Genomic DNA, 13,731 nt, shown 5'->3' with positions numbered 1-13,731 from the left:
AATAGAAAATTACTATTTTATTTTTCGCAATCGCAAATCACGACAACAAGAGGCGGCTATGAAGAGGCTTTACCAATCGTTAAAAAATCTACTCATAATGCTGGCTGCGGCGGTGCCGTTTTGCGGCCACACTCAGCCTGCTCCCGATGGCGGCTTGATTACTGCTGGCGGTACTTTGACAGATATTGTTTTTGCGGTAGGGGGCGGTGATAAGGTGATCGGTGTCGATACGTCGAGTACCTCACCGAAACACGTACACGCGCTCCCTAAAGTGGGTTATTACCGCAATCTGTCCGCCGAAGGGGTGCTTAGCTTTAACCCACAACAGGTTTGGGTTCTGGAAGGTGCTGGCAGTGAGCGCGCGCTGGCGCAGATAGAGACGGCAGGAGTGCCGGTTGTATCATTTGAAAAGCCAACCACGTTAACGGGGTTCTATAAGCTCATTAGTGCTGTTGCGGATCAACTGGGCATGCCTGAAAACGCCAACGCGGTTATCGAAACCATCAAAGCGCAGTTTCATTCGGTTAAGCGGGCGCAAACGTTAAACGGACTCTTTGTTTTACAAGTGTCTGAACGCGGCGTCGTCGCCGCCGGCAAAGACAGTGTGCCGGATTTGCTGTTTGAACATTCGGACATCAACAACATTGCTGAACATAAGGGTTTCAAAACCGTTTCCCGGGAACATTTACTCCTCAATCAACCTGACTTTATCGTTGCACCATCGCATGTGGTGGATGCCGCTGGTGGGCGTGATGAGTTCTGTCAAACGGCCACTCTGCAATTACTAAAAGTCGGTCAGTCGTGCCGCCTGCTGGTGATGGATTCGTTGTTGGCCTTGGGGATGACGACGCGTATTGCTGAAGCCCATCAATCGCTGTTGGAGTACGTTGATGACTTTTGAACGACGTCGTTGGCTGATTGCGGGCGCGGTTGGCATTCTCGCCAGTAGTTGGTTGTTGTTGTCCAGCGGTCCAGTGCTCAGTGACTGGCGCTTACCCTTAATGTGGCTGCCCGGCTTTTCGGCTCCGATGAACGAGCTTGAGCAGACGGTGGTGACACAACTGCGTTTACCAAGATTGGTGCTTGGTTTACTGGTGGGTACGGTGTTGGCGCAAAGTGGTACTGCGATGCAAACGCTTTGTCGAAATCCTTTGGCTGATCCCGGTTTGATTGGGATCTCCGGTGGTGCAGCTGTGTTTGCGTTAAGCGTTATCGCGTTGGGTGCGCAGATTGGGCTACAAGGCAGCTTCTGGGTGTCTTTGGCTGCTTTTCTTGGCGCGCTGCTAACGACATTTCTGGTTTATCGGCTGGCAGGCGGAAAAACGGGGGTTGATGTTGCTACTTTGCTGCTGGCCGGTGTCGCAATCAATGCGCTGGCGGGCGCACTACTGGGGTTATTAAGTTATTACGCCGACGATGATGCCCTGCGTTTAATGAGCTTTTGGCAGATGGGCTCGTTAGCGGGTGCCAACTGGGATCAGTTGCCGCTGGGTGTGGTTTTAATGGGGGTTAGTTCGATTGCGTTATTTATGCTGCGTAAATCCATTAATACCCTGCTATTGGGGGAGCGCCAGGCCCGTTATCTGGGTGTGAATACGCGATCGCTTAAGCGTCAACTGATTATTTGGGTGGCATTAGGTGTCGGCGGGGCCGTAGCGCTCACCGGTATGATCGGCTTTGTTGGTCTGATTATTCCGCATATTGCACGGCTTTTGGTTGGTGCCAATATTCGCTGGCTGATGCCGGTTTCCATGCTGTTTGGTGCGAGCGTACTGGTGCTTACGGACTGGATCGCTAAAACCATTGTTGCTCCGGCCGAGTTACCGATAGGCATCATTACCGCGTCCGTTGGCGCTCCTTTCTTTATTTACTTACTTATCCAACAAAAGCGGAGGCTTCATGCTGGATATTAATATCGCTCATGTGAAGTGTGGTCAGAAACGTGTATTAGGCGCGTTTGACCTCACTCTGGAAGCCGGAGAGTTTGTGGCTCTTATCGGCGAGAACGGCGCAGGTAAGTCGACGCTGGTGAATACTCTGGCCGGTGAACTGAATTACCAGGGAAGTATTCGGTTGAATGGCAGAGAGCTTTCTAACTGGATCCCTAAGCAACTCGCGCCTGTTCGCGCGGTGATGGAGCAGAAGCTGAGCGCCCCGTTCGGGTTAACCGTGTCTGAACTGGTGGGGATGGGTCGGTTTTGGTCCAATGAAACCGACGTTGTTACTCAACAAAGAGCCTACAAATGGCTGCAGCGTTTCGACGCCGAAGCGTTTGCCGACCGCACTATGGATACCTTGTCCGGGGGGGAGCAACAGCGGGCTCATATTGCTCGTTGCTTATGCCAGCTGGACGTTGCTGTGCCGGGTGAGCAGATGTTGCTTCTGGATGAGCCTACGTCAGCGCTCGATGTTTATCATCAGCATTCTGTTCTTGCCGAACTGAGGCGTTTTACGCGTCAGGGCAATTTGGTGATAGCGGTGATGCATGACTTAAATTTAGCCTCGTTATACGCTGATAATATTCTGTTGTTGGCCGATGGCGCACTAAAGCACTTTGCAAAACCAGAAACGGTATTTCGTTCGGAAATACTGGAAAAGACGTATCGCAGTCCGGTTTATATCACTAAACATCCTAATATCCACAAACCGATGATTTTTACCGAACCCCGACATTTATAATTACGTAAAAAAGAGGACTTTTAATGAACAAACGTCAACAAGCTGCTCAACAAGCACGCGCCCTTGCACAGCGTAACAGCACCGCTGTCTTGTCGACTTTGTCGAAGAAACTTGGCGGTATGCCTTTTGGCTCTGTATCGCCGGTTATGCTTACTGATGAGGGGCATATCGTTTTTTATGTTTCTGACATTGCTCAGCACGCCCGCAATCTGAGTCAAGACAGCCGCTTAAGTGTTACGCTTTATGACCATGCCGAAAAAGGGGATCAGAACACCCAGGGACGCTTGACCTTAAGTGGGCATGCGCAGGTCATTAGTGATGCAGAATTAGCGGAACGATACTATCAACGGTTTCCGAGCGCTCAGGGTTATAAAAAAGCGCACGATTTTAAGTTCTGGCAGCTTACGGTCGAACACATTCGGTTTATTGGTGGTTTCGGTGAAATCTTTTGGTTAGAACCGGAAGAATGGCTATATCCTGCGCCTGAATGGGATCATAAGGCGGCGCTTAGCATGATAAACCACATGAACGAAGATCATGCAGATGCCTGTGCGCTTATCCTGCAACAGCACTTAAACGGCAGTACCTTTGAACCTGGCAGTGTCACAATGCACAGTATTTACCCTGATGGCTTTCACCTGAGCTATGACGAGCAGGTCTATTTTATTGCCTTTGAAACTGTGGCTACGGATGGTAAACAAGTGCGCCAGCAGTTGGTTGAACTGACGCAACGAGCGCGAGCCGCATAACGGCCGCGCTACGCGCTTAGTGATCGTTTTGCTTCAAGCGATGTACCCCAATCATGTGCATACCGACCCGCTCGTAAACCGGTTCGCTGGTACCGCTGCGCACTTTATGGAAGAAGTACTTTTCAAAACCGACTTTAGCCCAGTGCACCCAACGGCCTGAGCCGGTCCAGTTCTGGTTGCGCGGCGGGTTTTGCGGTATCGCCAAAAACGCGATGCCGGTGTTGCCCATGTCTGCAAGGCAAAGCGCACTTAATGTCGGCTCTGCGGTTGCCGGTTCATGGTCTAAGGTGGCTTTGATGTTGGCGACGATGGCCGACGTCATGGATTCAATCATCAGCCCGGTTTTCGGCGCGCCGACGGGTACCGGCGTTTCCTCAATAGGGGGGATAGCGACGCAAACACCGGCTGCGTATATTTCAGGATAAGCCAGTGAGCGCTGATGCGTGTCGGTTTTGACGAAGCCTTTCGGGTTGCATAAATCCGGCACTTCGGCGACGGCAGGTGAGCCTTTAAAGGCCGGTAAAAACATCGCCAGATGAAACGGCAGTTGTTGGCTGCCTTTGCTGCTGCCGTCCTCGTTAAGTACGTCGAAGGATGCCTGATTGCTGGAAAACTCGGTCACCTTGGCGTTACAGATCCATTTTATGCCATGTTCACGGAATTTATGCTCCATTAAGCCTTTAGAGTCACCGACTCCGCCTAGCCCCATATGGCCGATGTACGGTTCGGGTGTGACAAAGGTGATGGGCACACGGTCACGAATTTTGCGTTTTCTCAGTTCATACTCCAGCGACAGCACGTACTCGTAGGCCGGCCCGAAGCAACTGGCGCCGGGCAGGGCGCCTACCAGTATGGGGCCTGGATTGTCGAGTAACTGTTGAAATGCCTGGTGCGCTTTTACGGCGTGGTCGGCGGTGCAAATGGACTGGGTGTACCCGCCTTCAGGTCCCGCTCCCGGAATCTGCTCAAAGGCCAGCTTGGGGCCGGTGCAGATCACCAAAAAATCGTAGCTTTTCTGAGAGCCGTCACCGAGCGTCAGCTTACGGGCTTTTGCGTCAATGTGCTTGATGCCTGAGCTGTTAAAACCAATGTCATGCTTCTCAAAGATCGGCCCTATTGGCATCACCACTTGATCACGCATTCGGGAACCGAGCGCGACCCAGGGGTTGGAGGGAACAAAGTTAAACTCTTCGCCTTCATGAACCACGTCGACATCAACCGTGTCCGGCAACATTTCGCGAAGTTCAAAAGCGGCGGAAACACCGCCAAGCCCGGCACCGGCAACAATGACCCTACTCATCTCGAGACCCTTACCCAATCGTTATTTGTGTGTCTCATGACTATGTGCGACGGTTAAAAAATAGTCAATTTGTAATCTGTAAACGATTAATAAATAAACAGATTATTTGAGCGAGATCATCGGCGGCTTGTTGTCTGGCTTATTTTAGTTTAAAAATAAACTGCGATTAGGGTGCCGCTTAGTTTATGCGATAAATGATAAATAATGGAGAAACGATGCCTGTACCTCCCGAGTATTATCACGCGACAGAGCAGTTTAACCAGTTCATGGTAGACGCAAGAGATGCCTCTAATCTTGAGACAACCAATATGGCATGGAATATGGTCGTAGGTGTGTTTCAGGCATTTCGGCGACGCCTAACGATCGGTGACGCGTTGTGCTTTGCCAATTTTCTTCCCCCCGGTATTAGGGCGGTATTCGTCGCCGACTGGGACGCAAATGAAAAACGGGTGGCTTTTGGATCGGATGAGGAGTTGCTTAAAGAAATTAAAAGTGTACGGCAGCAACATAACTTTTCGCCCAGCAATGCCAGAAGCGCTGTCGCTATTGCATTACGTCGTAACGTTGATGTTCAGGCATTAGAGCGTTTATTAAGAGATATCAGCGACCAAGCCTTTGAATTTTGGAAAGTTTCCGAACAGGAATTGCGTAATGCTGAAACTAACCGTAGTTTAAAAATCCAATTGAAAGACTTTTGATAATACAGCGCTGCTACGACGCAATACAAAGCCATTGCGTAATCGCGCTTTAATTATTGACCTTATCCTGCCGTTTTAACACCTTCCGCACCTGAAAAATCACTGCGACGACGAACGCGATGATAAAAACGAAGAGGTTGTCGTCGCGAAAGGTCAGTTCGCCATTGATTATCGAGCGCATGATGCTACTACCTACGATAAAGCCACCGGCGATGAACAGTGTGCTGAAGAGGGTTTCTGTAATGTCTTTTTTATAAATTTTCATGGGCGAACTTATTGTTGAGCTTATCGTTATTTTCAATAACGAAACTGTAGCAGAGTCGACGGATGAGTATAAGGCTTAATAATCCGCTCATATTTTCTGTCACATAGTGGTACAGTTTAGCGGTGCAAAGCCAGAGAGGTCGCCATGTACGGTTTACTGTTATTGCTTCATATCCTTGCTGCCACCATCTGGACAGGAGGGCATATTGTTCTGTCTGTGGTGGTGCTGCCTAATGTACTGAAACAGCGTTCGCCAGAGTTGTTACTAAGCTTTGAATCGGTCTATGAAAAGATTGGTATGCCGGCGCTGATTATTCAGATCATCACCGGCGTTATGCTGGCGCACCGGCTGTTGCCGGATGTCAGTCAGTGGTTTGATTTAAGTAACCCGGTCGCTCATCCCATCATGCTCAAACTCGGCTTGCTCGCACTTACCGCTGGTTTTGCGATAAACGCTAGGTTTCGTGTAATACCGAATCTTTCACCGTCGAACCTCAACGTGATGGCGTGGCACATTGTGTCGGTTACCGTCATTTCGGTGTTGTTTGTTGTTGTCGGCGTGTCATTCCGTACCGGTTGGTTTTATTGAGCGTCGTCGGAAACAGAGCCAGATGAAAGAATCCCCGGCCGAAGCCGGGGATAAACGTTGCGCTTTCTAGGAGAGGAAAGGCAATAGACCTGTAAATTGAAACTTGACGTTGAATTAAGTTTCGATACAGATCATAATGAGAATTGTTCCTATTTGCAACCCTGGTTTTAAAACTTTTTTGTTGTGGTTGATTTATTTCTCAAACACCAACGAATCTGGATCGGCACCGAGTTGCTTGAGCGCATCCATGATGCTGTTGTTAAAAGGCTCGGGGCCGCAGACGTAAAAGGCCTGGTTAACGTCTTTGATGTGTGTTGCCAGAAAGTCTTTATCAATATGACCGTTTAAAAACATCAAATCATCGGAGGGTTGCTGTTCGGTGATTACGTTAACGAACTGGTCGCCGAGCATACGCTCAAACTCTTCTCTCAGGATAATGTCCTGCTCGGTCTTATTGGAGAAAACCAGACGGTTGTTGCCAATCTCACCCTTGTTATGCAGGTCACGCAAAATCGAGATGAAGGGGGTTACGCCGGCGCCGCCGGCGAGGAACGTCCCTTCGCCTTTGTAGTTGATGGCCCCCCAGGGGTCGTCAATGATCAGCGCATCGCCTTTACCCAACGCACCGATTTGCTCGGTAACGCCGTCATGGTCAGGGTAGACTTTGATGATGAATTCGAGCCACGGGTCGCTGTTTATGGAGGTGAAGGTAAAAGGGCGTTTTTCTTCTCGCCAACCGTCCCGGTCAATGGCTACTTCGGTGGCTTGACCGGGGGTAAATTGGTAGCCATCGGGCTTGGGCAGACGGATGCGCTTAACGTCGTGCGTAACATCGCTGATGTCCTGAATTTCCAGTGTATAGCTCATGCTTTTCCCTTCCTTTTCGGTTGCTGTTTTTTTGTACACGGTGAGATCAGGGGAAAAGATCAAAAAACCTCCGAAATTGTTTCACCGTCGGCAGGTACATGAACTCGGTCAGCCCATGGTTGGTTGGCTACGGCGGCTTTTAATTGCTGCCGGGTAACCGGGCAATGATCCAGTGCTTCTAGGTGGTTAGCAATAATATGGCTGGTACTTAAGGCGCCAACTTCCAGTACATCGTCGACGCCCATAATGAAGGGGCCACCAATATCAAATTGTGCGCCACCAGCGGGTAAGACGATGCAGTCCGGCTGTTGTAAGCTAATGCAACGGCGTACATCGTCCGTTAATAAGGTGTCGCCGGTGATGTATAAGCTCGGTTCGTTGGCTTGTTTAATGAGGTACCCAAAACCGTGCTCCATTAGCCGACCCACAATGCCGTCACCATGTACACAGGGGATAAGTTCGATACTGCCTTGAAAAAACGGGTTGCTGCGCGAGCAACTGAGCGGTTTTACGTTGAGCCCTTTCTTGGTGAGAAAAGGAGCGTCTTTCTCTGCGCAATAGGTTGGTATCTGACGTGCTCTGAGCCATTTGGTGGCTGCTCTGTCGAGGTGATCAAAATGGCCCTTTTGACAATGGGTGATTAAGCACGCGGTAACGCTATTCAGCAGGTTGTCGGCATTACTGGGCAGTGGAGCGGTTGGGTTTCGTACGCGTTTACTGGTGAGGTATTTAAGCGCTGGAATGGCGCCTTGGGGGGCTAACATGGGATCAACCAAGATAACCTCGTTGTTGTAATGAACGATGATGGTGGCGTTTCTAAGCTGAGTGATGGTCATGTTGGGTGCTCCGTGATTGATGATAATCCCATTGTATTTTTATTGAGCAGTGACCATAATGGCTGTTTATGACATTAATCATGCAATATCAGCCATGTGGTGACGAATGAAAGTGGGTCTGTTGGTTTATCCCGGTTGCATGGCATCTGGGTTGCTGGCGTTTGCAGAACTGCTGCAAGCCGCAAATAAACGCGCCGGAGCAGCAAGGTTTGATGTGGTATGGGCGGGGGTGAATACGCCCTCCCTAAACCAACCTGTAGAGCTTCAGATAACCGATAACGGTGCCCGCCTGTCGGTTACGCCGACACTGTCGATGACCGATGATTCGTTGGATGCGATACTCGTGCCGGGATTCTGGACCGATGGTGAAGCCAATATCAGTCGGCTGTTGCAGAACTACAGTGACCTTGTTGACCAGCTTAAGCGCGTGCAGCCAAACATTCAGTTATGGGCCTACTGTTCGGCGGTCGGCTTGCTCGTCGATGCTGGCGTTTTGACGGGCAAGAAGGCGACGTCGACGTGGTGGCTGACGAACTTTCTTAGCGCCCGGAACCCTCAGATAATGTGGCGGTTTTCTCAGACTTTTGTGGCCGATGACGCTATCATGACCGCTTCAGGGGTTAATGGGTATTTGCCTATCGCCCAGGCGATTATCGAGCAGGAACTGGGTCACAATCTGTTGCGGGACATTATTGACGTTATGGTGGTGCCTAAGCCTGAGAGTCGGGTAACGCCATTGCAGGCGGTTAATGTGATGGCCTTTGACGATCCGTTAATTCGGCAGATTTACGCGTGGGTTGAGGAAACGCCTGCCAGTGCCCTGATGGTGTCTTTACTGGCGAAGGGACTGAACACCACTGAACGGACTCTGGCCAGAAAGACCAAAGCGATAACCGGACTGCCGTGCGCGCATCTCATGCGGCTTGTGAAGATGCGGCAGGCTTCGGATTACCTTATCTACAGTTCCCAGGCCGTTAACCAAATCAGTGACTGCTTAGGTTTTACTGACGAGACATCGTTTCGACGGACATTTAAGAGCGTTACCGGCTACACACCGTCGGCGTACCGCCGGCAATTCGGGCGGTTTAGCTAGGGCGTTTAAAACTCATCCGGTTCAATTCGCGGCTTACCAAACAAATAGCCCTGGAAATATTCACACCCCATTGCCTGCAAGCGTTTGAATTGCTCCTGTGTTTCGACGCCCTCGGCGATCACGGCTAAGTTCATGCTGCGGCCGAGGCTAATAATGGTCTCGGTGAGTAACTCGCCTTTGCTGTGTTTATCGAGATCATTGACGAAGGCGCGATCAATTTTCAGCTCATCGAGCGGCAACTGTGTCAGGTAGGCCAAGGAAGCGTAGCCGGTGCCGAAGTCATCCAGCGAAATGGACAAGCCCAGAGCGCGTAGGGCTTCCATTTGCGCGACGATAAAGTCAATGTCGTCGGCAATCAGGCTTTCGGTTAGCTCAAAACGAAGATGATTCGGATTTGCGCCGGTGTGCTCGAGGATGTGTTGCACGCGCGAGAGAAAGTCGCCGCGGCGAAACTGCACGGAACTTACGTTGACCGATATTGTTAGGCTTTTGCGACCGGTTTGCTGCCATTGAACAAGCTTTTCACAACATTGTTGCAGCACCCAATCACCGATTTCGACAATCGATCCGGACGCTTCCGCAATCGCAATAAAGCGGCTGGGCGAGACCGAACCAAACTTAGGATGTTGCCAGCGTAGCAGCGCCTCAAAACCGATGACCTGTTGTTGTGTATCAACTTGCGGTTGCAGAGCCAGTGCAAGTTCCTGGTTTTCAACGGCGTGGTTGAGCGCCTGTGACAGCTGTAAGCGTTCTTTTACGATAGGGTAATGCTTTACGTAAGTGTAGAATATAATTAAGAAAACCGTTAATTAACCGGGGCGTGGGGTAAGGCAACTGCGGTTGGCGCAAGGCGTAAATTAATAGTATGGTAACGATCTACTTAAAAGGAATCGGGTGCTAGAGAAGCTTGATGGGTGATACCGCCAACCAATATGGTGTGCAAGCTGTTAAGATTACTTTCACGGCGGTATTGCTGTGCTTGTTTTGTTGGCTGTCTTTCGCTGACGCCGAATCATCAATATCCTCACCGTTTGTTGTTGCCGACACCTCTGCGCTCTCTGAAACAAGCGATCACTTGGCTGTTTCGTATCTGTCTTATTCCAGTGCCAGCTATTTTGAGCACCATAAGCAGTCGGCAAAGTGGCAATTTGACCGTACCGATGAAACGTTATTCACCGCGACCATTGTTAATGTTTATTCGCTCACCGAACCGATTTTTGATGATTGGTTTTTAAATAAACCAGCAAGTCGCTTCCACCTCTCTGGATGGAAGGACACGGGTATACAGTTTAAAATCAAAAACGCCTTTATCTAAATTCATTAGCTTTCAATGACCTAACAGATATCCGGTGGGCATAGGCCTACCGTTGCTAATGAATGTTTAAAGGTAAACTTATGAAACCCATTTTGCTTAGTTTTAGCAGAGTTGTGGCTCTGCTACTTTTTCTTATTTCTTTATTATTAACGTCACTAATGACCCATGCAGACGACAAGGGACTGACATCTGAACGTACTCGTCAGTTACTTACCGAAACGTTTGATGTGATGCAACGGGAGTACATCGAACAACAGGTTGTCGCTGATTTAAAGCGTCTGTTTTTGAGCCGGTTCGAACTTGGGATTTATGATGAACTTGAGTCACTGGATGAGTTTGCTCGGGTACTGGGTAAGGATTTACGCGCGCTTACCGGTGATAACCACCTCAGTTTATACACCGTTAACCCTGATGAGAAGATTACCCATGTGATAAGCCACCAGCAAGGTAAACTGACCTATAACTTTGGTTTTGAGCAAGTGCGCTACCTACGGGGCAATATCGGCTATTTAAAATTTAATAAGTTTTCGCCGGATGAGCAGGCGAGAGAGGCGGTTGATGCGGCTTTAAACTTTCTTAAACACAGTGATGGACTGATCATTGATTTACGTGACACCGTCGGTGGTTCCCCCGACTTGGTTCAGTATATGTTGAGTTACTTCTTGCCGGTTAAGACGCCGCTTTGGTATGTGCTTGATTCAAGTAATGAGAAAACCGCAGAGATGGCTGCATTGGCGGGCGTTTCCCATGCTAATTTCCGCGGCGATTTACCAGTATGGCTATTAACCAGTAGCCAAACAGCCAGTGCCGCTGAAATTTTTGCTGGGGTGTTGCAGGCGAATGCTAGAGCCATTGTGGTTGGTGATACGACGGCGAGTGCCGGCTTTTATGTGGGAGTACGCCACATCACCGAACGGCTGGCGTTTCGTATTTCGATGTTTAAGCCGATCATAACAGCGACGAAGACCAACTGGGAGCGGACGGGGATTGTTCCGGATATTCAAACGCCGGCTATTGATGCGCTAGACCTGGTCGTTCAGAAGCAAGGCAACACCGCTCGAGGGCTGTGACAATTTGTCACTGTAAACAACACGGTTTCGTTGATAATCTGGCGTTGTTGTAACGAAGTTTGACTTTTCTTGTTAAGCTACCCTTATCCCCAAAAGGGTAGCTTTTTTTTCTTTACCGATTGCCGCTTGGTGACTTATTGCTAGCGTTGCGCGGTTTACGCGGTGGACGCTGCGTTTTCTTTGGGGGTGGCGTTTTACCGGTAAGTTCGACGTTGCTAAAACCTTCCAGTTTGCAACGTTCGATGGGCTGGCCGATGAGTTTTTCGATCGCTTTGAGGGTCTTAAATTCTTCGTCCATGACCAAAGAAATGGCGTGACCTACCTGACCGGCGCGGCCGGTCCGGCCAATACGGTGGACGTAATCTTCGGCAACTTGCGGCAGATCATAATTGATCACATAGGGCAGTTTTTCGATATCCAGGCCGCGAGCGGCAATATCGGTAGCAACCAGCACCTGTATTTTGCCGGCCTTAAAGTCGCTCAGTGCTTTGGTGCGTGCGCCCTGACTTTTGTTACCGTGAATGGCTGCCGCCAGAAAGCCGCCGCTGTCGAGCTGTTTCACCAGACGGTTGGCACCGTGTTTGGTGCGTGAAAAAACAATCACCTGAGGCAAGTTAAGGTCACGCAGTATTTGCATCAGCATGCGAGGCTTTTCGCTCTTTTCTGCGGCGTACATGGTCTGCTCAATCCGCTCGGCAGTGGAATTTGGCGGTGCCACAGAAATTTCGACCGGGTTATTGACCAGGCTTTTGGCCAACGCCCGGATGTCGTCAGAGAAGGTCGCCGAAAACATTAACGTCTGGCGCTTTGTTGGTAACAGTTTGATGATTTTTTTAATGTCATGAATGAAGCCCATGTCCAACATGCGGTCGGCTTCGTCCAGTACCAACACTTCCAACGTTGGAAAGCGAATGGCGTTTTGCTGGTAAAGATCGAGCAGGCGGCCCGGGGTTGCGACCAAAATATCGACGCCTTTACGCAGTTTCATCATTTGTGGGTTGATTTTTACCCCACCAAAGACAACGGCATAATTCAGCGGCAGTCCGGCGCCATAGGTTGCAACACTTTCACCCACCTGCGCTGCTAGCTCGCGGGTGGGGGTAAGGATCAGCACACGCGCGGTATTGGCTTTAGCGCGTTCGTTGTCCTTTAACATTTCCAAAATCGGTAAGGTAAAACCGGCGGTTTTACCGGTCCCTGTTTGTGCCGCGGCCATTACGTCGTTACCGGCAAGTACCGGAGGAATCGCTTGTGCCTGGATCGGCGTTGGTTCTGTGTACCCCTGGCGTGTAAGGGCGGTAAGAATTTCAGGGCAAAGTCCGAGATCAGAAAAAGTCATGTATAAATGTGCAACTCAGTAGTGATAAGAACGGGTATTCTACCTCAGAGCAGCGCTCACCGCATTTTATTTCAGGTTTTGGCCGGCTGTAAGCCGCTTTAAGGCAACGGAATAAAGTCATCGGCGTCGCCCGGAATGCTCGGAAACTGCTGTTGCTGCCAACGTTGTTTGGCGGTTTCGATCAGGTTCTTGTCGGTTGCAACGAAGTTCCAATCGATGTACCGCGGGCCTAAGGAAGCGCCGCCGATAATGACCAGCCGGGTGTCGGATTGAGCGGTAACCGTTAGCAATTTCGCCGTAAACCCTCGCCCAATCGGGCGGGGATATAAGGCGATTGAGGCGAAGCCTCAACGTCCTTGACAAGCAAAGTTATATCAGGAGAATACTGGTTATCCATACAGTTGCATGATTTAAATGTTAAGGGCGACAAAAGTACGCATTTACCCAACTCAAGAGCAGACTGAGTTTTTAATAGCTCAGTTTGGCGCTGTGCGTTTCGCGTACAACAAGGCTCTGCATTTAAAGTCTCATATGTATCGCAAGCGCAGGGTTACGCTGAACCCCAAAAAAGACATAAAACCGCTGCTTGCCGTTGCTAAGACATCACGAAAATACCACTGGTTGAAACAATATGATTCAATCGCCTTGCAGCAGGCAGTCATCAACCTTCACCAAGCCTTTGACAACTTCTTCAACCCGAAGTTAAAAGCCAAATTTCCGCAATTTAAACGCAAGCACGGCAAACAGTCGAGTTACCACTGTGTGGGTGTTAAAGTGCTGGATGGGGCTGTTAAGTTGCCCAAAATGCAGCCTGTAAAGGCAAATATTCATCGTGAAATTACGGGTGCAGTAAAAAGCATTACTGTCAGTTTGAGTAAAACAGGTAAGTTTTACGCATCAATTCTTGTGGATGATGGAGTCGAAGCGCCTGC

The 13,731-nt window shown here is 49.8% G+C and carries 17 protein-coding genes; 10 read left to right on the top strand and 7 right to left on the bottom strand.

Annotated elements, in window-relative coordinates:
* Nucleotides 1-58: 58 nt before the first annotated feature.
* The 4 genes from CWE23_RS00085 to CWE23_RS00070 are packed head-to-tail and all read left to right on the top strand — an operon-like array spanning nucleotide 59 to nucleotide 3,428.
* Entirely contained in the window at nucleotides 59-901 is an 843-nt protein-coding gene (locus CWE23_RS00085) for a heme/hemin ABC transporter substrate-binding protein (protein WP_105306359.1), read from the top strand.
* A complete protein-coding gene (locus tag CWE23_RS00080; protein WP_126819051.1) occupies nucleotides 891-1,913 on the top strand; it encodes a FecCD family ABC transporter permease in 1,023 nt (340 codons plus the stop codon). The genes CWE23_RS00085 and CWE23_RS00080 overlap by 11 nt, the downstream gene beginning before the upstream one ends.
* The gene (locus tag CWE23_RS00075) at nucleotides 1,900-2,679 is read left to right on the top strand and encodes a heme ABC transporter ATP-binding protein (protein ID WP_126819050.1); all 780 of its coding nucleotides are present in this window, start codon (nucleotides 1,900-1,902) and stop codon (nucleotides 2,677-2,679) included. Before CWE23_RS00080 ends, CWE23_RS00075 begins: the two co-directional genes overlap by 14 nt.
* Before the next feature lie 23 nt (nucleotides 2,680-2,702).
* Nucleotides 2,703-3,428, top strand: coding sequence for a HugZ family pyridoxamine 5'-phosphate oxidase (locus CWE23_RS00070; RefSeq protein ID WP_105306362.1), 726 nt, complete (start codon nucleotides 2,703-2,705; stop codon nucleotides 3,426-3,428).
* A 16-nt stretch (nucleotides 3,429-3,444) separates the two neighbouring features.
* Here CWE23_RS00070 and CWE23_RS00065 read toward each other — a convergent pair whose 3' ends face one another.
* Nucleotides 3,445-4,728 (bottom strand): NAD(P)/FAD-dependent oxidoreductase, encoded by a 1,284-nt coding sequence (locus CWE23_RS00065; protein ID WP_126819049.1) that lies wholly within the window; start codon nucleotides 4,726-4,728, stop codon nucleotides 3,445-3,447.
* 215 nt (nucleotides 4,729-4,943) lie between these two features.
* Between CWE23_RS00065 and CWE23_RS00060 the strand changes: the two genes are divergently transcribed.
* A complete protein-coding gene (locus tag CWE23_RS00060; protein WP_105307715.1) occupies nucleotides 4,944-5,426 on the top strand; it encodes a DUF2267 domain-containing protein in 483 nt (160 codons plus the stop codon).
* A 49-nt stretch (nucleotides 5,427-5,475) separates the two neighbouring features.
* Here the strand turns inward: CWE23_RS00060 and CWE23_RS00055 are convergent, their stop codons facing one another.
* Nucleotides 5,476-5,691, bottom strand: coding sequence for a hypothetical protein (locus CWE23_RS00055; protein WP_126819048.1), 216 nt, complete (start codon nucleotides 5,689-5,691; stop codon nucleotides 5,476-5,478).
* Between the two features lie 144 nt (nucleotides 5,692-5,835).
* Here CWE23_RS00055 and CWE23_RS00050 point away from each other — a divergent pair, with 144 nt between their 5' ends.
* Nucleotides 5,836-6,279 (top strand): CopD family protein, encoded by a 444-nt coding sequence (locus tag CWE23_RS00050; protein ID WP_126819047.1) that lies wholly within the window; start codon nucleotides 5,836-5,838, stop codon nucleotides 6,277-6,279.
* Between the two features lie 192 nt (nucleotides 6,280-6,471).
* On the opposite strand, the gene CWE23_RS00045 is transcribed toward CWE23_RS00050, so the two are convergent.
* Together CWE23_RS00045 and CWE23_RS00040 are read right to left on the bottom strand one after the other, a co-directional pair.
* Nucleotides 6,472-7,146: a ferredoxin reductase domain-containing protein gene (locus tag CWE23_RS00045; RefSeq protein WP_105306366.1), complete on the bottom strand. Its 675-nt coding sequence runs from the start codon at nucleotides 7,144-7,146 to the stop codon at nucleotides 6,472-6,474.
* Between the two features lie 59 nt (nucleotides 7,147-7,205).
* Nucleotides 7,206-7,982 (bottom strand): MBL fold metallo-hydrolase, encoded by a 777-nt coding sequence (locus CWE23_RS00040; protein ID WP_126819046.1) that lies wholly within the window; start codon nucleotides 7,980-7,982, stop codon nucleotides 7,206-7,208.
* 106 nt (nucleotides 7,983-8,088) lie between these two features.
* Between CWE23_RS00040 and CWE23_RS00035 the strand changes: the two genes are divergently transcribed.
* A complete protein-coding gene (locus tag CWE23_RS00035) occupies nucleotides 8,089-9,075 on the top strand; it encodes a GlxA family transcriptional regulator (protein ID WP_126819045.1) in 987 nt (328 codons plus the stop codon).
* A gap of 5 nt (nucleotides 9,076-9,080) precedes the next feature.
* Here CWE23_RS00035 and CWE23_RS00030 read toward each other — a convergent pair whose 3' ends face one another.
* A complete protein-coding gene (locus tag CWE23_RS00030; RefSeq protein WP_126819044.1) occupies nucleotides 9,081-9,815 on the bottom strand; it encodes a putative bifunctional diguanylate cyclase/phosphodiesterase in 735 nt (244 codons plus the stop codon).
* A gap of 170 nt (nucleotides 9,816-9,985) precedes the next feature.
* On the opposite strand from CWE23_RS00030, the gene CWE23_RS00025 reads away from it, so the two are divergent.
* Nucleotides 9,986-10,390: a hypothetical protein gene (locus CWE23_RS00025; protein WP_126819043.1), complete on the top strand. Its 405-nt coding sequence runs from the start codon at nucleotides 9,986-9,988 to the stop codon at nucleotides 10,388-10,390.
* 158 nt (nucleotides 10,391-10,548) lie between these two features.
* The gene (locus tag CWE23_RS00020; RefSeq protein WP_157982891.1) at nucleotides 10,549-11,460 is read left to right on the top strand and encodes a S41 family peptidase; all 912 of its coding nucleotides are present in this window, start codon (nucleotides 10,549-10,551) and stop codon (nucleotides 11,458-11,460) included.
* Nucleotides 11,461-11,572: 112 nt separating this feature from the next.
* Here CWE23_RS00020 and CWE23_RS00015 read toward each other — a convergent pair whose 3' ends face one another.
* Together CWE23_RS00015 and CWE23_RS00010 are read right to left on the bottom strand one after the other, a co-directional pair.
* Nucleotides 11,573-12,799 (bottom strand): DEAD/DEAH box helicase, encoded by a 1,227-nt coding sequence (locus CWE23_RS00015; RefSeq protein ID WP_126819041.1) that lies wholly within the window; start codon nucleotides 12,797-12,799, stop codon nucleotides 11,573-11,575.
* A gap of 98 nt (nucleotides 12,800-12,897) precedes the next feature.
* Nucleotides 12,898-13,089, bottom strand: coding sequence for a pirin-like C-terminal cupin domain-containing protein (locus tag CWE23_RS00010; RefSeq protein ID WP_241970497.1), 192 nt, complete (start codon nucleotides 13,087-13,089; stop codon nucleotides 12,898-12,900).
* Nucleotides 13,090-13,213: 124 nt separating this feature from the next.
* Between CWE23_RS00010 and CWE23_RS00005 the strand changes: the two genes are divergently transcribed.
* On the top strand, nucleotides 13,214-13,731 hold a 518-nt coding region (locus CWE23_RS00005), incomplete at its 3' end, for an RNA-guided endonuclease InsQ/TnpB family protein (protein WP_157982890.1).

The organism is Idiomarina aquatica, from assembly GCF_003987185.1.
Taxonomy (GTDB): domain Bacteria; phylum Pseudomonadota; class Gammaproteobacteria; order Enterobacterales; family Alteromonadaceae; genus Idiomarina; species Idiomarina aquatica.
The sequence above is the reverse complement of the archived record's forward strand: the minus strand, read 5'-3'. Positions and strand labels throughout refer to the sequence as shown.

Bases quoted from the DNA above. Each gene is read 5' to 3' on its own strand.
- CWE23_RS00085 (WP_105306359.1), top strand. From the start codon at position 59: ATGAAGAGGCTTTACCAATCGTTAAAAAATCTACTCATAATGCTGGCT.
- CWE23_RS00080 (WP_126819051.1), top strand. From the start codon at position 891: ATGACTTTTGAACGACGTCGTTGGCTGATTGCGGGCGCGGTTGGCATT.
- CWE23_RS00075 (WP_126819050.1), top strand. From the start codon at position 1,900: ATGCTGGATATTAATATCGCTCATGTGAAGTGTGGTCAGAAACGTGTA.
- CWE23_RS00070 (WP_105306362.1), top strand. From the start codon at position 2,703: ATGAACAAACGTCAACAAGCTGCTCAACAAGCACGCGCCCTTGCACAG.
- CWE23_RS00065 (WP_126819049.1), bottom strand. From the start codon at position 4,728: ATGAGTAGGGTCATTGTTGCCGGTGCCGGGCTTGGCGGTGTTTCCGCC.
- CWE23_RS00060 (WP_105307715.1), top strand. From the start codon at position 4,944: ATGCCTGTACCTCCCGAGTATTATCACGCGACAGAGCAGTTTAACCAG.
- CWE23_RS00055 (WP_126819048.1), bottom strand. From the start codon at position 5,691: ATGAAAATTTATAAAAAAGACATTACAGAAACCCTCTTCAGCACACTG.
- CWE23_RS00050 (WP_126819047.1), top strand. From the start codon at position 5,836: ATGTACGGTTTACTGTTATTGCTTCATATCCTTGCTGCCACCATCTGG.
- CWE23_RS00045 (WP_105306366.1), bottom strand. From the start codon at position 7,146: ATGAGCTATACACTGGAAATTCAGGACATCAGCGATGTTACGCACGAC.
- CWE23_RS00040 (WP_126819046.1), bottom strand. From the start codon at position 7,982: ATGACCATCACTCAGCTTAGAAACGCCACCATCATCGTTCATTACAAC.
- CWE23_RS00035 (WP_126819045.1), top strand. From the start codon at position 8,089: ATGAAAGTGGGTCTGTTGGTTTATCCCGGTTGCATGGCATCTGGGTTG.
- CWE23_RS00025 (WP_126819043.1), top strand. From the start codon at position 9,986: ATGGGTGATACCGCCAACCAATATGGTGTGCAAGCTGTTAAGATTACT.
- CWE23_RS00020 (WP_157982891.1), top strand. From the start codon at position 10,549: ATGACCCATGCAGACGACAAGGGACTGACATCTGAACGTACTCGTCAG.
- CWE23_RS00015 (WP_126819041.1), bottom strand. From the start codon at position 12,799: ATGACTTTTTCTGATCTCGGACTTTGCCCTGAAATTCTTACCGCCCTT.